Origin of the sequence: Paraburkholderia sp. NPDC080076, assembly GCF_050281145.1 — a bacterium.
Taxonomy (GTDB): domain Bacteria; phylum Pseudomonadota; class Gammaproteobacteria; order Burkholderiales; family Burkholderiaceae; genus Paraburkholderia.
Genome location: NZ_JBNNWQ010000002.1, coordinates 600317 through 618039, shown reverse-complemented (window position 1 = coordinate 618039; position 17723 = coordinate 600317). Strand labels below are relative to the sequence as shown.

General features: G+C 63.3%; 14 protein-coding genes. 4 read left to right on the top strand and 10 right to left on the bottom strand.

Features of this window, described 5'->3' with window-relative positions:
- Window positions 1-336 precede the first annotated feature (336 nt).
- Window positions 337-1614 carry a sensor domain-containing phosphodiesterase gene (locus ACQKRQ_RS10145; protein ID WP_132376297.1) on the top strand — a complete coding sequence of 426 codons (1278 nt, stop codon included), beginning with the start codon at window positions 337-339 and terminating at the stop codon, window positions 1612-1614.
- Between the two features lie 45 nt (window positions 1615-1659).
- Window positions 1660-2352: a copper homeostasis protein CutC gene (locus ACQKRQ_RS10140; RefSeq protein WP_427476717.1), complete on the top strand. Its 693-nt coding sequence runs from the start codon at window positions 1660-1662 to the stop codon at window positions 2350-2352.
- Window positions 2353-2447: 95 nt separating this feature from the next.
- On the opposite strand, the gene ACQKRQ_RS10135 is transcribed toward ACQKRQ_RS10140, so the two are convergent.
- From ACQKRQ_RS10135 to ACQKRQ_RS10095, 9 genes are all read right to left on the bottom strand, one after another.
- Window positions 2448-6035 carry an indolepyruvate ferredoxin oxidoreductase family protein gene (locus ACQKRQ_RS10135; protein WP_427476715.1) on the bottom strand — a complete coding sequence of 1196 codons (3588 nt, stop codon included), beginning with the start codon at window positions 6033-6035 and terminating at the stop codon, window positions 2448-2450.
- A gap of 222 nt (window positions 6036-6257) precedes the next feature.
- Window positions 6258-7229: an ion channel gene (locus ACQKRQ_RS10130; protein WP_427476713.1), complete on the bottom strand. Its 972-nt coding sequence runs from the start codon at window positions 7227-7229 to the stop codon at window positions 6258-6260.
- 231 nt (window positions 7230-7460) lie between these two features.
- A complete protein-coding gene (locus ACQKRQ_RS10125) occupies window positions 7461-7706 on the bottom strand; it encodes a hypothetical protein (RefSeq protein WP_012431489.1) in 246 nt (81 codons plus the stop codon).
- 68 nt (window positions 7707-7774) lie between these two features.
- Window positions 7775-8005 (bottom strand): hypothetical protein, encoded by a 231-nt coding sequence (locus ACQKRQ_RS10120; RefSeq protein WP_132376293.1) that lies wholly within the window; start codon window positions 8003-8005, stop codon window positions 7775-7777.
- 121 nt (window positions 8006-8126) lie between these two features.
- Window positions 8127-9044 (bottom strand): carbohydrate kinase family protein, encoded by a 918-nt coding sequence (locus ACQKRQ_RS10115; protein WP_132376292.1) that lies wholly within the window; start codon window positions 9042-9044, stop codon window positions 8127-8129.
- Window positions 9041-10324, bottom strand: coding sequence for an AGE family epimerase/isomerase (locus tag ACQKRQ_RS10110; protein WP_427476710.1), 1284 nt, complete (start codon window positions 10322-10324; stop codon window positions 9041-9043). The genes ACQKRQ_RS10115 and ACQKRQ_RS10110 overlap by 4 nt, the downstream gene beginning before the upstream one ends.
- Window positions 10321-11307: a LacI family DNA-binding transcriptional regulator gene (locus ACQKRQ_RS10105; RefSeq protein WP_012431493.1), complete on the bottom strand. Its 987-nt coding sequence runs from the start codon at window positions 11305-11307 to the stop codon at window positions 10321-10323. Before ACQKRQ_RS10105 ends, ACQKRQ_RS10110 begins: the two co-directional genes overlap by 4 nt.
- Before the next feature lie 201 nt (window positions 11308-11508).
- Window positions 11509-13359, bottom strand: coding sequence for an EAL domain-containing protein (locus tag ACQKRQ_RS10100; RefSeq protein ID WP_132376289.1), 1851 nt, complete (start codon window positions 13357-13359; stop codon window positions 11509-11511).
- A gap of 284 nt (window positions 13360-13643) precedes the next feature.
- Window positions 13644-14672, bottom strand: coding sequence for a bile acid:sodium symporter family protein (locus ACQKRQ_RS10095; RefSeq protein ID WP_427476708.1), 1029 nt, complete (start codon window positions 14670-14672; stop codon window positions 13644-13646).
- 563 nt (window positions 14673-15235) lie between these two features.
- Between ACQKRQ_RS10095 and ACQKRQ_RS10090 the strand changes: the two genes are divergently transcribed.
- Complete coding sequence (locus tag ACQKRQ_RS10090) at window positions 15236-15775, top strand: hypothetical protein (RefSeq protein ID WP_427477166.1); 540 nt, start codon at window positions 15236-15238, stop codon at window positions 15773-15775.
- Window positions 15776-16164: 389 nt separating this feature from the next.
- Here the strand turns inward: ACQKRQ_RS10090 and ACQKRQ_RS10085 are convergent, their stop codons facing one another.
- Window positions 16165-16503, bottom strand: coding sequence for a hypothetical protein (locus tag ACQKRQ_RS10085; protein WP_427476706.1), 339 nt, complete (start codon window positions 16501-16503; stop codon window positions 16165-16167).
- Here ACQKRQ_RS10085 and ACQKRQ_RS10080 point away from each other — a divergent pair.
- Window positions 16502-17587: a porin gene (locus ACQKRQ_RS10080; RefSeq protein WP_427476704.1), complete on the top strand. Its 1086-nt coding sequence runs from the start codon at window positions 16502-16504 to the stop codon at window positions 17585-17587. The two genes, ACQKRQ_RS10085 and ACQKRQ_RS10080, sit on opposite strands and share 2 nt — an antisense overlap.
- The last annotated feature ends 136 nt before the right edge of the window (window positions 17588-17723 follow it).

Here is a 17723-nt window from a genome sequence, read left to right as displayed (position 1 = left end):
TGATCTTCGACGATGCGGCCACGCGATGCTGACGAAGCGTAAGGCCGAAGTTTAGCCCGACGACGTGTTGCGCTACGCTCAGGCCGACATGAAGCGCCGCTGGCCGACGCGGGCGTGTCTTCTCGACCCGGCGCACCTTAACGGTGCGAGTCACGCCCACACGCGGCGCATGTTCCCTTACACGGGTGCAATCTTTCGGACAAATTTCATCGGAATGTGCGTCAGCGTGCGCATGGAGCTTGCTTAAGGTATATCGATGACGCACATTTGAGAAACGGCGCCGAAGTTGTTCGCTTCCGCGTTCGGACCGGCCCGGCTCTCGCGTGAGAGGACTGCATGACGATTGCGCAACAGGAAAGGACGGCCAGCGCGCCACATGGCTTCGGCGTCGAGATGACGTCGGGGCTCGAACGTTTCACGGTGCAGCATGGCGAACTCACGCTGAGCAGCGTGTTTCAACCGATTTTCAGCCTGTCGCATATGCGGGCGGTCGGTTACGAAGGGCTGCTGCGCGCGCACGATGCGCTCGACCGGCCCGTGTCGCCGCTCGACGTATTCGGCGAGGCCGCGCGCCTCGGCGATGTGCTGCAGGTCGACAAACTGGCCCAGACCCTGCATCTGGAAAATTTCAAGGTGCTGGGCGCCGAGCGCGAGTGGCTGTTCCTGAACGTGCATCCCGGTGCGCTCACCGATCCGTATCTCGCCGCTGCCTTGCTGGCCACGCTGAAGCGGCTCGATTTGCCGCCGCGGCGCATCGTGCTCGAAGTGCTCGAGCATCGCGCCGAAGATCTGGAACGTCTCGCCGACGCCGTGCGCCAGTTCCGCGAGCGTGGCTTCCTGATCGCGCTCGACGATTTCGGCGCGGGGCACTCGAACGTCGAACGGATCTGGCAATTGAATCCCGACATCGTGAAGCTCGATCGCATCATGCTGTCGCACGCCGCGCATCGCGCCGATATGGCGACGATTCTGCCGGGCCTCGTGGCGCTGCTGCACGAAGCGGGCAAGCTGGTGCTGGTCGAAGGCGTGGAAACCGAGCATGAGGCGCAGATGGCGCTCGCTTGCAATGCGGACTTCGTGCAGGGCTTTTTTTTCGGCCGTCCGAACCCGGGCGCGGCCGATGCGTTGCACGCGACGACGTGTATCAGCGAACTCACCGAGCGTTATCGCGATCAGGCCGACGCGCGCGAGCGCCGCAATGCCAGCCGGATCGCGCCGTACTTGCGGGCTTTCGAGCGGGCGGCGGAACGGCTCGCGGCAGGCGAACCGCTCGAGGAAGTGTGCTGGAATTTTCTCGCGCTCGACCATGCCGCGCGCTGCTTTCTGCTCGACGCGAAGGGCAAGCAGGCGGGCCGCAACGTCGTGCTGCGCGCCGATCGCGCGGCGCATGAAACGCGCTTTCTGCCGCTCGCTGATGCGCAAGGGGCGAACTGGCTGCGTCGTCCGTATTTCCGCGATGCGATCAATGCGCCGGAGCGTGTGCATGTGACGCGGCCGTATCTGTCGATCAACGAGGCGTTGCCGTGCGTGACGCTTTCGGTGGCGACCCGTGTCGGCGAGCAGACCTGCGTGCTGTGCGGCGATATCGACTGGGTGGACGAAGAGCAGTTCTGAGATCATGTCGTTTTCAGCGGTATTTAACGACACTCTCCCGCGCTTATGTCCGTGCTCCTCGAAGTCATTGCCACAACTGTTGCCGACGCGCGCCTCGCCGCGCAAGCCGGCGCTGACCGTCTGGAACTTGTCACCGCGATGGGCGAGGGCGGCCTGACGCCGAGCCTCGGCTTGATCGAAGCGGTGGTGGCGGCGGTCGAGATTCCCGTGAACGTGATCGTGCGGCCGCACAGCCGTTCGTTCGTCTACGACGCTGACGACTATGCAGTGATGCTGCGCGACGTGCGGGCGGTGAAAGCGGCGGGCGCGAATGGCGTGGTGATCGGCATGCTGAACGCCGCCGGCGAGATCGACCGCGAAGGCCTCGCGCGTGCGATCGATGCGGCGGATGGACTGGCTGTCACCTTCCATCGTGCGTTCGATGAAGCGCGTGATTTGCGTCAATCGCTCGATGTACTGCTCGGTTTCGAGGCCGTGACGAATGTGCTGACCTCGGGTGGACAAGCTTCAGTGCTGCACGCGGAAGCCACGATTCGAGAGTTGGTGCAGCAGGCGGCCGGTTCGCAGTGCACAGTGCTGGCTGGGGCGGGTCTGACGGTCGACGCCATCACCGGTTTTGTGAGCAGGACACGAGTTGACGCGGTGCATTTTGGTTCAGGCGTTCGCGTGAACAGCAACGGTCTCGCGCCGGTCGATGCAGACAAAGTTGCCAAGGTCAGAGCACTGCTGAACGCATGACCAAATAATTAAACCGACGAAGCAAAGAAAAATGCCGCGTCGAGATCGCTCTCGAAACGGCATTTCTTCATCTGCGTCTACGTGCCCAAGAAAAACTACTTCGCTACGACCACCGGAATCCCGCGCAACTGCCCCGCGCCCTTCACCTCTTCCAGCGATCTCCGCACGAACTCACCCGTCGCCGCATCGATCTGCAAACGTGCGGCCAGATCGCGCTCACCACGCTTCACGCCCGCCAGATTCGCGAGTTTCACGTGGCCATAACCGCGCACACGAGCGTGCAGGTCGGCCAGCTTCGCCACGTCTTCCAGATTGCCGGCATCGAGCTTGGCGAGCGCACGCTGCAACGTGGTTTCGTAATCGCCCGCGAGTTCGCGTTCCATCTTGCGTTCCAGCGTGCGGCCAAACGGATCGAGCATCGTGCCGCGCAGACTGCTGAATTTTGCCAGCGTGCCGAGCACCGGCCACATCCACTGACCGAAGGTTTTCTTGGTTGGATTCTTGCCGGGTTCAGGACGCGTGAGCGTCGGCGGCGCGAGATTGAACTTGATGCCGAAATCCTTGCCGGCCACGCCTTCGAATTGCGCTTCCAGCGCCTCACGGAATGCGGCATCCGTATGCAGGCGCGCTACTTCATATTCGTCCTTCACCGCGAGCAGACGATAGAACGTGGTCGCCACCGCGCGCGTCAAGCGTTCGCTTTTCGCGTCCACTGCGAATTCCGCGCGGCGTGCGGCGTCGACCAGCGCGCGATAACGCTTCACATAGCTCGCGCCGCCGTAAGTCTGCAGACGGCCTTCGCGATGCGCGATCAGTTCATCGAGCGTATCGACGCGCACGCTTTGCTTCGCCAGATGCCGCGCTTGCCACAGCGATTCGAGCGCGGCTGGATCTTCGGCGGCGAGGCGCCCGATCGAAAACGCCAACTGATTCATCTGCACCGCGACGTTGTTCAATTCGATCGCGCGCATCATCGCGCCGAACGACACGGGCACGAGACCCAGTTGCCAGGCATAACCGAGCATCAGAATGTTCGCGCCGATGGTGTCGCCGAGAAACCGCGTCGCGAGCGCCTGCGCGTCGCACGTCGACATACGCTCCGGGCCGGCCGCGTGACGCATCTTGTCGAGCAGCGCGTCGGCGTGCAGCGTTGCGTCCGGATTCGTCACGAACGTGGCGTTTGGAATCGCATGCGTATTCACGACGATGCGCGTGCGGCCATGACGCACCGTTTGCAGCGCATCGGCGCTTGCGCCAACCACCATATCGCAGGCGAGCAGCACGTCAGCCTGTTGAGTGTCGATGCGTACCTGATTGAGCCACTCGTCGCGCGCGGCGAAGCGCACGAACGACAGCACCGAGCCGCCCTTTTGCGCGAAACCCATGAAGTCGAGCACCGACGCGCTCTTGCCTTCCAGATGCGCGGCCATGCTGATCAATGCGCCGACCGTCACGACGCCCGTGCCGCCGACACCCGTCACCAGAATGTCGTACGGCGCGGCATCGAGATGCGTTGCGGGAATCGGCAACGCGTCGACGCGCGCAGCTAGCGCTTGCGGATCGAATGCGGCGCCCGCGGCTTTCTTCAGCTTGCCGCCTTCCACCGTGACGAAGCTCGGGCAGAAGCCGTTCACGCACGAGTAGTCTTTGTTGCACGACGATTGATCGATGCGACGCTTGCGGCCCAATGCCGTTTCAACCGGTTCCACGGATAGGCAATTCGACTGCACGCCGCAATCGCCGCAACCTTCGCAGACTTCCTCGTTGATGAAGAGGCGCTTGTCCGGATCGGGGAATTCGCCTTTTTTCCGGCGCCGGCGTTTTTCCGCCGCGCAGGTCTGGTCGTAGATCAGCACGGTCACGCCATCGGTGTCGCGCAATTGACGCTGCACGGTGTCCATCTCGCTGCGATGGTGGAACGTGGTGCCCTTCGGAAACTGATCGTGATGGCCGTCGTATTTCTCCGGCTCGTCGCTGACCACGACGAAGCGCGACACGCCTTCGGCTTCCACCTGACGCGCGATCTGCGGCACCGAGATGCTGCCGTCCACTGGCTGGCCGCCCGTCATCGCGACGGCGTCGTTATAGAGAATCTTGTACGTGATGGTGGCCTTCGCGGCTACGGCCTGGCGGATCGCCAGAATGCCCGAGTGGAAGTAGGTGCCGTCGCCGAGATTCTGGAACACGTGGCGCGTTTTCGTGAACATCGAATGCGACGCCCAGTCGACGCCTTCACCGCCCATCTGGATGAGACCGGTCGTGTCGCGTTCCATCCACGACGCCATGAAGTGGCAGCCGATCCCCGCATGCGCGATCGATCCTTCCGGCACCTTGGTCGAGGTGTTGTGCGGGCAACCCGAGCAGAAGTACGGTGTGCGTTTCACGCTGTCCGCGGCGTTCGAGAGAATTTGCGGTGCGACCAGATCGACCACGCGTTCGCGGCGATCGAGTGCGGGCTTGTGCTTCGCGAGCCAGTTGGCGAACACGGGCAGAATGCGCGACGGCCGCAATTCGCCGAGCGACGACAGCAGCAGCGTGCCGTCTTCGGCGTTCTTGCCGACGACGATCGGCCGCGTGCCTTGCGTGCGGTTGTACAGATAGTCCTTGATCTGCTGTTCGATGACCGGGCCTTTCTCTTCGATCACCAGCACTTCGGACAAGCCGGAGACGAACGCGTCGATACGCGTCATCTCCAGCGGAAACGACAGGCCGACCTTGTAGATCCGCACGCCGGCCGCTTCCAGATCGGTGACCGTCAGATCGAGGCGGCGCAGCGTTTCCATCAGGTCCAGATGCGCCTTGCCGCAGGTCACAATCCCCACGTTCGCATGCGGGCTCGGCGCGATCCATTTGTCGATGCTGTTCACGCGCGCGAAGTGCCGCACCGCGTCGAGCTTCGCGTGCATCCGCGATTCGATCGTCAGGCTGGGCAGATCGGGCCAGCGGTTGTGCAGGCCGCCTGCCGGTGCTTCGAAATCCTGCGGCGCGGCCCAGTCTGTGCGCAGCGCGTCGAGATCGACCGTCGAGCCCGATTCGACCGTTTCGGAGATCGCCTTGTAGCCGACCCACGCGCCCGAGAAGCGCGACAACTCCCAGCCGTACAAGCCGAACTCGAGCATGTCGGCGATGTTCGACGGATTCACGACCGGCATGTGCCACGCCATCAACGCGAAGTCGCTCTGATGCGGCATCGACGACGACACGCAGCCGTGGTCGTCGCCCGCCACCACCAGCACGCCGCCGTGCGGCGACGAACCGTAGGCGTTGCCGTGCTTGAGCGCGTCGCCGGCGCGGTCCACGCCCGGGCCTTTGCCGTACCACATCGCGAACACGCCTTCGACGGTGCGCTCCGGGTCCGATTCCACCCGCTGCGTGCCGAGCACGGCGGTGCCGCCGAGTTCTTCGTTGATGGCGGGCAAGAAGCGAATATCACTCGCCGTGAGCAGTTTTTGCGCTTTCCACAACTGCTGGTCGACCATGCCGAGCGGCGAACCGCGATAGCCGCTGATGAAGCCGGCAGTGTTCATGCCGCGCGCCTTATCGGCAGCGCGCTGCATGAGCACGAGGCGCACCAGCGCCTGGGTGCCGGTCAGGAAGATTCGGCCGCGCGTCGCGGTGAGGTTGTCGGAAAGCTTGTAATCGGCCAGTGCGGGCGTGCCGTCGATGGGCAGGCGAGCGGTCATGGGTGAGTCTCCTGTTTTGCATCCGCGCGCAGCGGTGGGGACCACGAAGGTGGCGCAGCGAAAGAGACTCTATTTTTTAGCGCCAATGGGAGAGAATTTTTCCTACTTTGACCGGCCGCTCGCGAATAGGCGCGACGAGCCACGCGTTTTAGTGGCGTTTTGAGATGGATCTCCCACGCAACGGCCGGATGCGGGTATGCCCTGGTGCGTTTTTCGAACGGCTTACGGTGCCGGCGCCGTTGCCTTGGCGGCCGCGACGGGCGTATCGTCGAGCGGCACGATTTCGTCGAACAGCGCGTAATCGATATGACTCACGCCGTCTCGCTCGCTCATGATGTCCACGAAACGGTGATGCCAGTAGATCTGATCACACGACCACATGTGGCGCGCCTGCATGGTTTGCGAAGTCGATTCGTCGACGCCTTCCAGGGTAAGAATCAATGAGGTGTCGAGGCGCTTGAGCGTTTCGGCGGTTTCGCCGAACAGCGGGCTGTTTTCGTCGACGATGTGCATCACCGTCCAGCCCAGTTTGAACACCGGGTGTTGATCGCGCACCAGCGTGAGGTCGTACAGTTTGCGCAGCGTATAACCTTCGGCCGTGGTTTCCTGGCGCAGAATGCGCAGCCTTGCGCGGGCCTCGGCGATCACGTTCTGACGCGCGTTGGCCGAGCGCACCATCAGCGTCATGCGGCCGTCGAGCGGCCGGATCACCGCGTAACGCGTGAACATGATCTTGGCGTGCGGGCGCGAAAAGCGCGCGAAGATCAACCCCGTCGCCAACGCGATGCCGGACATGCCGACGAAAATTTCCAGCGTGGCGATCCAGTGCGCGTAGACGGTTTGCGGATGCATGTCGCCGTATCCGACCGTCGCGAGCGTTTCGACGCTGAAGAAAAACGCGCCGCCGAAACCGGCTGGAAACTGGTTGGCGATCGGCGCATTGCCGAGCATATAGAGCTCGGCGAACGTCGTGTTGAGCAACACGAACAGGACTGCGAGCGAGACGAAAAACGTCGGCCACCGAACCACCAGAGCGCGGTGATAGAGATCCTGCCAGAGCGGCGTCGGCATGCCGTGCGCGATGATCACGCGATCGTCCAGACGCAACTCGCGGCTGCCGCGCGAGCGGCGCGCGGGTGCGCGTGCTTCGGCGTCGCCGAAGCCGGAAGGACGGTCTGACGGTTCAGTCGCCATCGCGGGCTCGTGGAAATGAAAACGGCCAAAGCGTAGCACGCCGCTTCGTCCGCGGAAGGTGATTTTCGGCGTGGTGCGCGGCGCGTGAAAGCGTGCCGCTGCCGTGTGCTCGCCGTGCATGCACGGCGTTTCAGCGAGGCATATCGACACGGCCTTACGGTGCGCTTGTACCGCGCACTGAAGCAATCACGCAATCAAGCACGCGCGCCACAGCGTGCGCGCGCTTCGGACTTACGGGAAGGCTCGCGGCTTGGGAATGCCAGCGCCGTGTTCGATATCATCGACGGCTTGCTGATGAGCTGCCGCGACAGCTTCGGTTTCGTCGCCGTAGCCGTTGTCGCCGCCCACCGTCGTCCACGATTTGACGGCTTTCTCGCGATGGCGGATTTCGTATTCCGCGTCCCAGCGCGCGCCGTTGAGTTCGAGTGGGCGGACGTGAATCGAATACACGCCGTAGAGGAAGAGCTGTTCAGCCATGACCGCCTCCGGCCGGTTGGTTCAGGGTGGCGCAACGCGAACACAAACGCTCGGCGCCGGTTTTCTACCTAGAGTTCGATTTCCCCAAGGATGCGGTGAGCGAGCGCTTTGGCTTCCTCGAGCGCTTCTTCCGGCGTCGACGAAGTGGCTTCGACTTCGTAGAGCGTGGTTTCCTGATCTTCCGTGGCGTCGCCTTCGTCGCGCGAGAGGGTGACTACGCCTTGCCAGGTATCTTTTTCTATTTCTCTGGTCGAGGCCGTAGCCGTGTAGATGCCTTTGGTGTAGGTGATGTCGTCCATGGCGTCTCTCCGTCTTCCAAAGGTTTGGGTTTTTTCATCCTAGCACGATGACGGAGCTTCGGTTCTCCGCCCTGGCGGCGCACCATGCCGGTGACGATGCGCGCCGCACAAGGCAACAGAATTACAGCAGCGCGACGACTTCATCGAGCGACGGCGCGTGCGCGCCGGCATGGCGGCAAGCGGCCGCGCCGGCGGCCAGCGCGAACGCCAGGTGCTCCGGCCACGCCCGCTGCGGCGCAGTCATCAGGCTGAATAGCAGGCCGCCGATCGACGCGTCGCCCGCACCGACCGTATCGACCACCTCGACGCGCGGCGGCCGCGCTTCGCTCACCATAGCGCCGTCGATCAGCACGGCGGTCTCCGGTCCGCGCGTCACCAGCACGGTGGCGGCCGGATTCATGGCTCGCAACTGCGCAAGTGCGCCGGCCTCGTCGTCGGTCTTGAACAGCAGGCGCAAGTCCTCGTCCGACACCTTGATCAGATCGGCGAGCGCGGCCATTTTTCGCAGCGTGGGTTCGTAGCCGTGCTCCATCAGATTCCGATAGTTCGGATCGAAGCTGATCTTCACGCCTTGCGAACGCAACTCGGCCGCCAAAGTGGCGAGCGTGTTGCCGATGGGTTGGCGAACGAGGCTGATGCAGCCGAAGTGCGCCCACTTCACCTGACCGATCCAACCCGCCGGCAGGCGGGCCGGATCGAAGGCCAGATCGGCGCTGTTCTCGCCCATGAAGAAGTACGCGGGCGGATGCGTCTGATGCACGATCGCCAGCAAGGGCGGCTGCTCGACGCGCTGCATGAAGCGCATGTCGAGCCCGGCCGCGACGCTCGCGTTCCACAACTCATCGGAGAAGTTATCGACGCCCAGCGAGCCGGCGCACGCGGTCGGCAGGCCGAGCCGCGCCACGCAGCGCGCCACGTTCCAGCCGGCGCCGCCGGGACGCGAGAGCCATTGCGAAGTGCCGGTGCGCACGAGATCGGTGAGGATGTCGCCGGCTGAGACGAAGAAGGGAAATTCGTGGTTCGCGCTGGGATTGCTCATTTTGTTTGCTCCGCGGATTCGGGCGCAGCGGCCGCCCCGTCGGGCAGCGCGTGGGCCAGTACTTCGTAGCACGCGCCCATGGTGTGATAGTCGGTCTTGCCGGCCGGACTCTTTTCGTCGCTGTACTTGCGGTTGTCGCACGTGAGGATGCGGTACCACGCGCCATACTTGTGATCGACGAAATGCGCCCAGCTATAGCGCCAGATCTCGTCGTACCAGTCCCAGAAGCGTTCGTTGCCGGTGCGCTTGCCGAGCAGCGCTGCCGTGGCGAAGGTTTCCGCCTGGACCCAGAAATACTTGTCATGGTCGCACACGGTGCCGTCGGGGCCGAAGCCGTAGTAGAGGCCGCCGTGGTCTTCGTCCCACGCGTGCGTCATGGCGGCGTCGAACAGTTCGATCGCTCGCGGCAGCAGCCACGGCAATGGACGGAAGCGCTCGAGAATCAGCAGCAGCTTCGCCCATTCCGTCTGGTGTCCCGGCTGGAAGCCCCACGGGCGGAAGATGTTCGAGCTGTCCTCCTCGTTATAGTGCCAGTCGACCGACCAGTCCGCGTGAAAGTGCTCCCACACCAGACCCTGCGACAGCTTCGCCTGACGCAGCGTGATATTCGACGCCACCCGTTCCGCGCGATCAAGATAGACGAGATGGCCGGTCGCTTCATGCGCGGCGAGCAGGGCCTCCGTGGTATGCATGTTCGCGTTTTGCCCACGGTACGAGCTGACCCGCCACTCGGGCGACGCTTCGTCGGCATAGAGGCCCGCGGCGGCGTCCCAGAAGCGATGTTCCATCAGTTCGAAGGTCGCGCCGATCATCGGCTTCGCTTCCTCGATGCCGGCCATCGCCGCATGCGAATAGGCGAGCAGCACGAACGCGAGGCCGTAGCAGTGGCGCGTCGCGTCGAGCGTGCGCTTCTTGCCGTCGTGCCATTCGAGCTCCCAGTCATAGCCTTCGTGCTGGGCGTCCCAATGCGCTTCGCGCAGGAACTGCAAGCCGTGGCGCGCGTATTCGAGATGCTGCGGGTCGCCGAACTGGCGATACGCCATCGCGTAGTTGAACACGTAGCGGCAGCTGCTCACCAGATGCCGCGTGGTTTTGTCGTAGACCGAACCGTCGTCGCGGAAGAAATGGAAAAAGCCGCCGCTCGGATCGAACACGTTCGGTGCGTAAAAGCGCAACGTGTCCTGCACATGCGCGAGCAGAAAGTCGCGTGTGCGGAAGCTCTCGACGGGCGGCGCCGGAGTGGCACCGTTGGCAGGGTGAAGCGGATCGGATTGCGTCATGGCATTTTTACCAAAGTACTGGCACGGGCAATGAGATGGACGGGCAAACGGACTTCCAGTTCAGCAGGGGCGTCTTCGAGCAGAAGCTCGACGCCGCGCCGGCCGAGCGCTTCCTTGTCGACCGAAATGGTCGACAGCGGCGGCGTGGCATGGGCGGCGGCGGGAATGTCGTCGAAACCGATGATGGCAATGTCCTCGGGCACGCGCAGTCCGCGTGCGAGGCACGCGCGCAGCGCGGCGAGCGCGGCGGCGTCGTTATAGGCAAACACGGCGTCGGGGCGCGGGCCGGGTGCATCGAGCAACTGATGCATCGCACGCGCGGCGCCGCTGTCGGGGTCGAGGCCGGCGTCGATCGTCACTTCCAGCGACGGGTCGAACAGCAAGCCCGCTTCGAAGAACGCGCGCCGGTAGCCGAGCGCGCGCTGCGCGATGCTGAAGTGCGCGAGCGAGCCGCCGATGAACGCGACACGCTTGCGCTGCTGCTCGAACAGATGCCGCATGGCGAGCGTGGCGCCCGCGGCGTTGTCGAGATTCACCGAGCGCATGCCGGGTGCCCACAGGTCGATCAGCACGAGTGGGCGCTGCATCGCCACCAGCGTGGTTAGCGTTTCCGGTTCGACGAAACCGGCAATTGCCACCGCGTCGGGCGCGTGCAGGCGCATCTGCTGGATCACGTCTTCAGTGGGGCCGGCGGTCAGCACGGACGGCACGATGCCGCGTTCGCGGCAGGCGTCTTCCACACCGTGCAGCACGTGCGAAAAGAACGGGCTGACGGCGAAATTGTTGTGCTGACGGTGCAGCAGAAACGTGAGACGGCGAATACGCGGGCGCAGTTGGGCGGCGTCATAGCCGAGCTTGCGCGCCGCTTCGACGACGCGCTCGCGGGTGGCCTCGGAAAGGCCCGGCTGGTTCTTCAATGCGCGTGAGACGGTGCCGATCGACACGCTGGCCGCGCGGGCGACGTCGCGGATGGTTGTGGCCATCGAATGAAGCGGACGCGCAAGGGCGGCCGCACGGTGTTTGGGTTCGGGCGATTGTATAGTAAAACCGCGCTACAACCGCCCGAAAAACACCCGCTCGACACAGGGAAATACCCGTAGGCGTTGGAGTTGGCCCGGAATATGCTGTTTAGTAAAATTAGCTAAACAATGTCCGATGCTTAGTCTCGACGACGCGCGCTCACTTCACTCCAGCGAAACGTGAGCGGCTTCGGCCTGTCCGCGCAGCAACGCCACGCTTTCGTCGGCGCCGATCAGCACGAAACCGCTTGTCTCATGCTTCGCGCGCCGCTTGGCCAGCGCCGCGACGGACGCAATTTCCTCGCTGCTATAGAGCGACGGGCCATCGGCGGGCTCGACGCGCACGCAGCCGATCGCCATCGTCACGAAACCGAAGAAGGTCGGATTGCCGCGCCGGTCCTCACCGTGGATGCCGCCGGCGAGCCGATCGGTCGGCGCATAAAACCGCTGCGCGCCCTCGTTGAACACGTGGATCGCGCGCAGCACGCGATCGCGCCAGTCGTCGCTCTGGAATAGGATCAGGAAGTCGTCGCCGCCCACGTGCCCGAGGAAGTCACGGGTTGGGTCGCACACGTCGGCGAGTACGACGGCGGCGAATTTCAGTACTTCGTCACCTTGCCAGTAGCCGTACTGGTCGTTGAACGGCTTGAAGTGGTTCAGGTCGACGTAGCACGCGTAGAAACCGGCGTCGTTGCCGAGCAGCCGGGCAATGTGCGAACTGATCGGAATGTTGCCCGGCAGGAAGGTCAGCGGGTTCGCGTAGCGCGCGGCTTCGATGCGCACCTCGGTCACCGCGCGCACGAGCTTCTCGCCGGTGCCGAGGCCGACATACTTGCCGTTGTCGGTGATGACGAAGCCGTCGGCGAGATAACGCTGGTCGTCGCTCGCGAGGAGCTTGGCCATCTGCTCGACCGTCATCGATTTCTCGATGATGACCGGCGACGCATTGGCGAACAGCAGGCAAGGGCGCTTGCCGAACAGCTCGCGGTGATACGGCAGTGCGTAGCGGTCCATGAAGCTGCGGCGGTTGATCAGCGCGACCGGCTCGTCCTGCTCGACCACTGCGACCGCATGCAGGTCGGGCAAGCGGTTGAACAGTTCGAGCACGTCGTTGTTGGTCGCGTGGCGCGGCAGCGCGGGCGCGTGCACCAGCATCTTTTCTGAGGCCATGCCGCCCGAAGGCGACGCACTGCTCACGGCGCGCGTGGTCTCCGGGAACACAGCGATGTGGCCGGCGCGCAGTGCGTCGCGGGCGTCGTCGGTCACCTGGCGAGCCGGCTGCGCGTGCGGACGGCCGAAGAAAAAACCCTGTCCGCAGCCGATCCCCATGTCGCGCACCACGATCAGATCGGCTTCGTTTTCGATGCCCTCGGCCACGAGCCGCGCGCCGCTTGCGCTGGCGAAGTGCTGCATCGCGCGCACGGCCTCGAACTTGAGCGGATCGCAGGCAATGTCGTGAATGAAAAAGCGGTCGATCTTCACGACGTCCGGTTGCAGCCGCACCCACAAGTTCATGCTGGCGTTCGCGGTGCCGTAATCGTCGAGCGCGAATTGCGCGCCGGCCGTGCGCAGAGTCGAGATCACCGGCAGGAAACTGCCGACATCCAGAATCGTGCTTTGCTCGGTCAACTCGATCACGATCCGCTGCGGATCGACGCCGCGATGGCGCAGCAGCGCGAGTGTGTCGTCGCGCGCCTCGGCCAACTGGCGCATCGCGCCCGCGCTGAAATTGAGGAACAGCTTGCCGTCGAAGTCGAGCTGCGCGAACGCTTCGATGCAAGTGCGCGCGGCGGCGCGTTCGAGCTCGATCGTGCAGCCCTCGGCGAGCGCTTGCGAAAACAGGGCGAACGGCGCTTCGAGCGACGTGCCGGCCGGGCCGCGGATCAGACCTTCGTAGCCGAGAATCGCGCCGTCTTCGAAATCGATGATCGGCTGGAACACGGCGGACAGATCACGCCGGGCGATCAACTCCTCGATGCGCGGCGCGGCGGATCGGGAGGGCGAGCGAGGGTGCATGGCAGGTAGGCGTAGCGATCGACCTTCGGCTTATCGGCCCGGGTTGCCTGGAATTAAGTGAACTTTTAGTGAACCGTTGCACTGGGATGGTGCGCTCGCTTGTGTTCGATCGAATCATTCTGAAGGCGGGTTCCGCGTTGCCAGGAATTGGCCTATGCCATCTGGCCGAGGCGACAGCGGCGGCGTTTGCGCGTGAAATAACAAAAAAGCCGCGCGAGGCGGCTTTCTTCAAATGACGCTCAGGGAGGGCGCTTATGAATGTCCTGTTTGCATTGCGCGCGTATTCACCGGCGCGCGACGGCGGCGGCGGTCCGCTCGCGCGAGGCGGCGTGAGTCTCGCCACTCATGTCGCGCGCGCCCCAGCGCTGCGCGAGCGCGGCGCACACCATCAGCTGGATCTGGTGGAACAGCATCAGCGGCAAGACTACGGCGCCCACCGCATGCGAGGCGAAAATCACCTTGGCCATCGGCACGCCGGCGGCAAGGCTCTTCTTCGAACCGCAAAAGATGATGGTGATTTGATCCGCACGGCTAAAGCCGAGCCGCTTGCTGACGAACATCGTCACGGCCAGGGCCAGGGCGAGCAGCACGACGCACAGCAGCAGCAGGCCGCCGAGCGCAGAGAGCGGAATCTGGTGCCACAGCCCTTCATTGACGGCCTCGCTGAACGCGCCGTACACCACCAGCAGGATCGAGCCTTGGTCGACAAACTTGAGCACGCCGCGATTGCGCTCGATCCATTTGCCGATCAGCGGCCGCAGCAACTGGCCGGCCACGAACGGCACCAGCAGTTGCAGCACGATGTTGCCCACCGTATGCCACGGCGAAGCGCCGCCGCCAGCCGCCTGATTGGTGACGACGAAGCTGACGAGCGCGGGCGTGATGAAGATGCCGAGCAGGCTCGAGGCGGACGCGCTGCACACCGCAGCCGGCACGTTGCCTTTGGCGATGGACGTAAACGCGATCGACGACTGAACCGTAGACGGCAGCGTGCAGAGGAAGAGGACCCCCGCATAGAGCGCCGGCGTGACAAGTGGCGAAAGGAGCGGTTTAAGCGCGAGGCCGAGCAGCGGAAAGAGCGCGAACGTGCTGAGAAGCACCACCAGATGCAGGCGCCAATGCGTCGCGCCCGCAATGATCGCTTCGCGTGAGAGCTTGGCGCCGTGCAGGAAAAACAGCAGGCCGACCGCCACGTTGGTCACCCAGTTGAACCCGACAGCGGCCTGCCCATGAACCGGCAGCAAGCTGGCAAGGATCACGGTGCTGACGAGGCATAAGGTGAAGTTGTCGGGAAGCAGTTTCGGGCGAGCCATGTCGGAATCTCGAATCGGTAACGCGGAAAAGCGCGCGGGACGCGCGCCTGAAGGCGCCGTCCCAGCCTATGGGAAAGAGCTATTGTTGATGATTTTTGATTAAATATGCAAATTCATTTACCGAATCGATTAATGAGGGCTGCGCATCGAAAGACGCGCCCCGGAAAATTTGGACGGCGCGGCGACCAGGTTTTCAGTATTGGCGACGTGATCTGTTTGGTCCATGCAGTTTTGACATTTGAGGTGAAAATGCGGCTGCGTTTCGTCATACGCAAGAGCTCGTAAGTTGTCCCTCCAAGTCCTTGAAAGCAAGCGGTTTCAGGGTTTTCGCGCAAGGACTCTGTCGTAGAAAAACGTCGCAGTAACAAGGTGTTACATCCGCGTCCGAGGCCTAACACTTTTTGGCTCGACACCCTTTGCCGGCACCCATAAATTACGGTTCAAAGGCCATCGGGATGCTCCGCGCCGCGATATCGTCGCAGCGCTCGTGCCAGTCCCAAAACAAGTCCACCGCAGCTCGAACGGTGGTCTTCAGGCAAGTCTTCGGGCATGTGAGTCACTGGGTGGACGGGTTGTCGAGAACGAGGCACTGGGCGTTGGGCGCGGTCATCGCTGCGCTGTGCTCGTTCGCCTATGCGAAAGCGCCAGGCATGCCGCACGGCGGTGGTGGCGGCTATTCGCATGCCGGAGCGAATCACGCTGTGCGTGGCGAAATGCATAACGGTGACCGCTCCTACGGCGCAGCAGCACCGGCCCGCAATACGATGGTCGATCGCAGCGCGCGCCCGGCGCGTGGCGGAGCGAATTTCGCAGGCGGAAGTTACGCCGACGGCTATGACGTCTACAAGCCGGGCATGCGTCGTGTCACCGGACCGGCTGGATACGCCGGCGACGGCCGCGGCGGCATGCAGTACGCCGGCGCCATTACGCCGGTTAGTGCCGAGTCGCGCACGGTGCCTCGGCCACCGGCCAATGCGCCGGTTCGCGCCGGCTCGATTCGCGCCGACGTCGCCCGCTACAACGAGGAGCGTGGTTCATCGCGCGGCATACAGCGTCAGTCCGATGATCCGCGTCAGTCGGAAGGCTCGCCTTACCGGAACTAGGCGTTCGTGCTTCGTGGACTATGCGTTGCGTTCGTTGCGTGAGCAACCAGTGTTTGCCGTTTAGTCTGTGTCCAGACAGCGCACGCACACATCTACTTCTGTCTCCCTTCGCTGACTTCCCAATGCCGCTTCGACATTGTTCGAGTGCCGGCCATTCGGGTATCTGACTCCGCCTTCACGCCTGCATCATCCCGAACCGGGTCCGCGGCATCTCTGCCATTTCGTCCTCCCAAATTCTCATCGCTCCGGTTCCGCCGATCGCTGCTCCTGCCTTTCAAACCGCTTGACAGCGGCCTTCCGCCATAACGTCGTCCCAAAGCCCGCTATCAATGTGACGTTTCGACGCCACACTTTTTTGAAAACACTCGGCAGCAGACCCTCTCCCATCGTCAAATTTGGTCGTTTCTGCGGCGGTGCGTCATCCGCGTGTCATTTAAGGCGTTATCAACCCGTCGGCCGCAATGTGAGTAACGCTTTGCGCGGCGCCGCAAAATTTGCGGCGGCACGGCGAGCGCGCTGTCGGCCAAGGGTTTATCAGGCCGATAAGCGACAAAACTAATCAGACCGATATACCCGCAATAACCCACGATATTTTTGTTTATAAAAATGGTCCGCAAAGATGGTCCCGCCCAGATTGGCTCGATGATCGAACGGACAACAACAATGATTCGCGCGAGCTCCCCCTTTCGCACAGCCACACCCTTTTTGACAAAGACAGGAGAACCCATGAAAACAAGCATCAGCAGTGCGCTGAAGACCACCCTCAAGGCAACCGCGTGTGCCGTTTTGCTGGCCAGTGCATCGTCTGCTTTTGCGCAATCGAGCGTGCAACTCTACGGTCAGGTCGACGAATGGGTCGGTGCGCAGAAATTCCCGGGCGGCAAGACTGCGGTGCAGGTCGCGGGCGGCGGCATGTCGACTTCGTACTGGGGCTTGAAAGGGGCGGAGGATCTGGGCAACGGCTACAGGGCGATCTTCGCGCTGGAAGGGTTCTTCCTGGCGCAAAACGGCCAGTACGGCCGCTTCACGGGCGACACGATGTTTTCGCGTAACGCGTACGTCGGTATCGAATCGCCCTACGGCACGGTGACGGCAGGCCGTCTGACGACGCCGCTGTTCGTGTCGACGATTCTGTTCAACCCGTTCGTCGACTCGTACCAGTTCTCGCCGATGGTCTGGCACACGTACCTCGGCCTCGGCACGTTCCCGACCTACTCGACGGATCAGGGTGTGACGGGCGACTCCGGTTGGAGCAACGCGGTGTCGTACTCGTCGCCGAACTTCAACGGCCTGTCGGCGACGGCCATGTACGCGCTCGGCAACACGACCGAGAACGGCGCGAAGAAGTGGAGCGGCCAGGTGCTGTACTTCCACGGCCCGTTCGCGGCCACGGTGGTGTATCAGTACGTGAACTTCAACAACGTGCCGAGCGACCTCGGCAGCTTCAGCACGTCGGGCGTGCCCGGCCTGAAGAGCCAGAGCGTCGCGCAACTCGGCGTGTCGTACGACCTGAAGTTCGTGAAGTTCTTCGGCCAGTACATGTACACGTACAACGACCAGCAGGTCACGAGCTGGCACGTGAACACGGCGCAAGGCGGCGCGACGGTGCCGTTCGGCCCGGGCTCGGTGATGGCGTCGTACGCCTACTCGCGCGACGGCGGCGGGTTCGACCAAACCCGTCAGACGGCCTCGATCGGCTACGACTATCCGCTGTCGAAGCGCACGGACATCTACGCGGCCTACATGTACGACCACATCTCCAGCATGTCGAGCGGCAACACCTACGGCGTCGGCCTGCGCGCCAAGTTCTAAGCGTCCCGGCCGCGCCGCGCGACGCCTGCCCGCAGGCTTCGCGCACTGGCCGCATCAGCTTGATCTCCAAGCCCGCTTTCTTCGGAAGGCGGGTTTTTTTGCTTTTGCGCCGCTGTATTCATTCGTTGGGAAGCGT

Excerpts from the sequence above, each read along its gene's own strand:
- ACQKRQ_RS10145 (WP_132376297.1), top strand. The coding sequence starts at position 337 with ATGACGATTGCGCAACAGGAAAGGACGGCCAGCGCGCCACATGGCTTC.
- ACQKRQ_RS10140 (WP_427476717.1), top strand. The coding sequence starts at position 1,660 with ATGTCCGTGCTCCTCGAAGTCATTGCCACAACTGTTGCCGACGCGCGC.
- ACQKRQ_RS10135 (WP_427476715.1), bottom strand. The coding sequence starts at position 6,035 with ATGACCGCTCGCCTGCCCATCGACGGCACGCCCGCACTGGCCGATTAC.
- ACQKRQ_RS10130 (WP_427476713.1), bottom strand. The coding sequence starts at position 7,229 with ATGGCGACTGAACCGTCAGACCGTCCTTCCGGCTTCGGCGACGCCGAA.
- ACQKRQ_RS10125 (WP_012431489.1), bottom strand. The coding sequence starts at position 7,706 with ATGGCTGAACAGCTCTTCCTCTACGGCGTGTATTCGATTCACGTCCGC.
- ACQKRQ_RS10120 (WP_132376293.1), bottom strand. The coding sequence starts at position 8,005 with ATGGACGACATCACCTACACCAAAGGCATCTACACGGCTACGGCCTCG.
- ACQKRQ_RS10115 (WP_132376292.1), bottom strand. The coding sequence starts at position 9,044 with ATGAGCAATCCCAGCGCGAACCACGAATTTCCCTTCTTCGTCTCAGCC.
- ACQKRQ_RS10110 (WP_427476710.1), bottom strand. The coding sequence starts at position 10,324 with ATGACGCAATCCGATCCGCTTCACCCTGCCAACGGTGCCACTCCGGCG.
- ACQKRQ_RS10105 (WP_012431493.1), bottom strand. The coding sequence starts at position 11,307 with ATGGCCACAACCATCCGCGACGTCGCCCGCGCGGCCAGCGTGTCGATC.
- ACQKRQ_RS10100 (WP_132376289.1), bottom strand. The coding sequence starts at position 13,359 with ATGCACCCTCGCTCGCCCTCCCGATCCGCCGCGCCGCGCATCGAGGAG.
- ACQKRQ_RS10095 (WP_427476708.1), bottom strand. The coding sequence starts at position 14,672 with ATGGCTCGCCCGAAACTGCTTCCCGACAACTTCACCTTATGCCTCGTC.
- ACQKRQ_RS10080 (WP_427476704.1), top strand. The coding sequence starts at position 16,502 with ATGAAAACAAGCATCAGCAGTGCGCTGAAGACCACCCTCAAGGCAACC.
- ACQKRQ_RS10085 (WP_427476706.1), bottom strand. The coding sequence starts at position 16,503 with ATGGGTTCTCCTGTCTTTGTCAAAAAGGGTGTGGCTGTGCGAAAGGGG.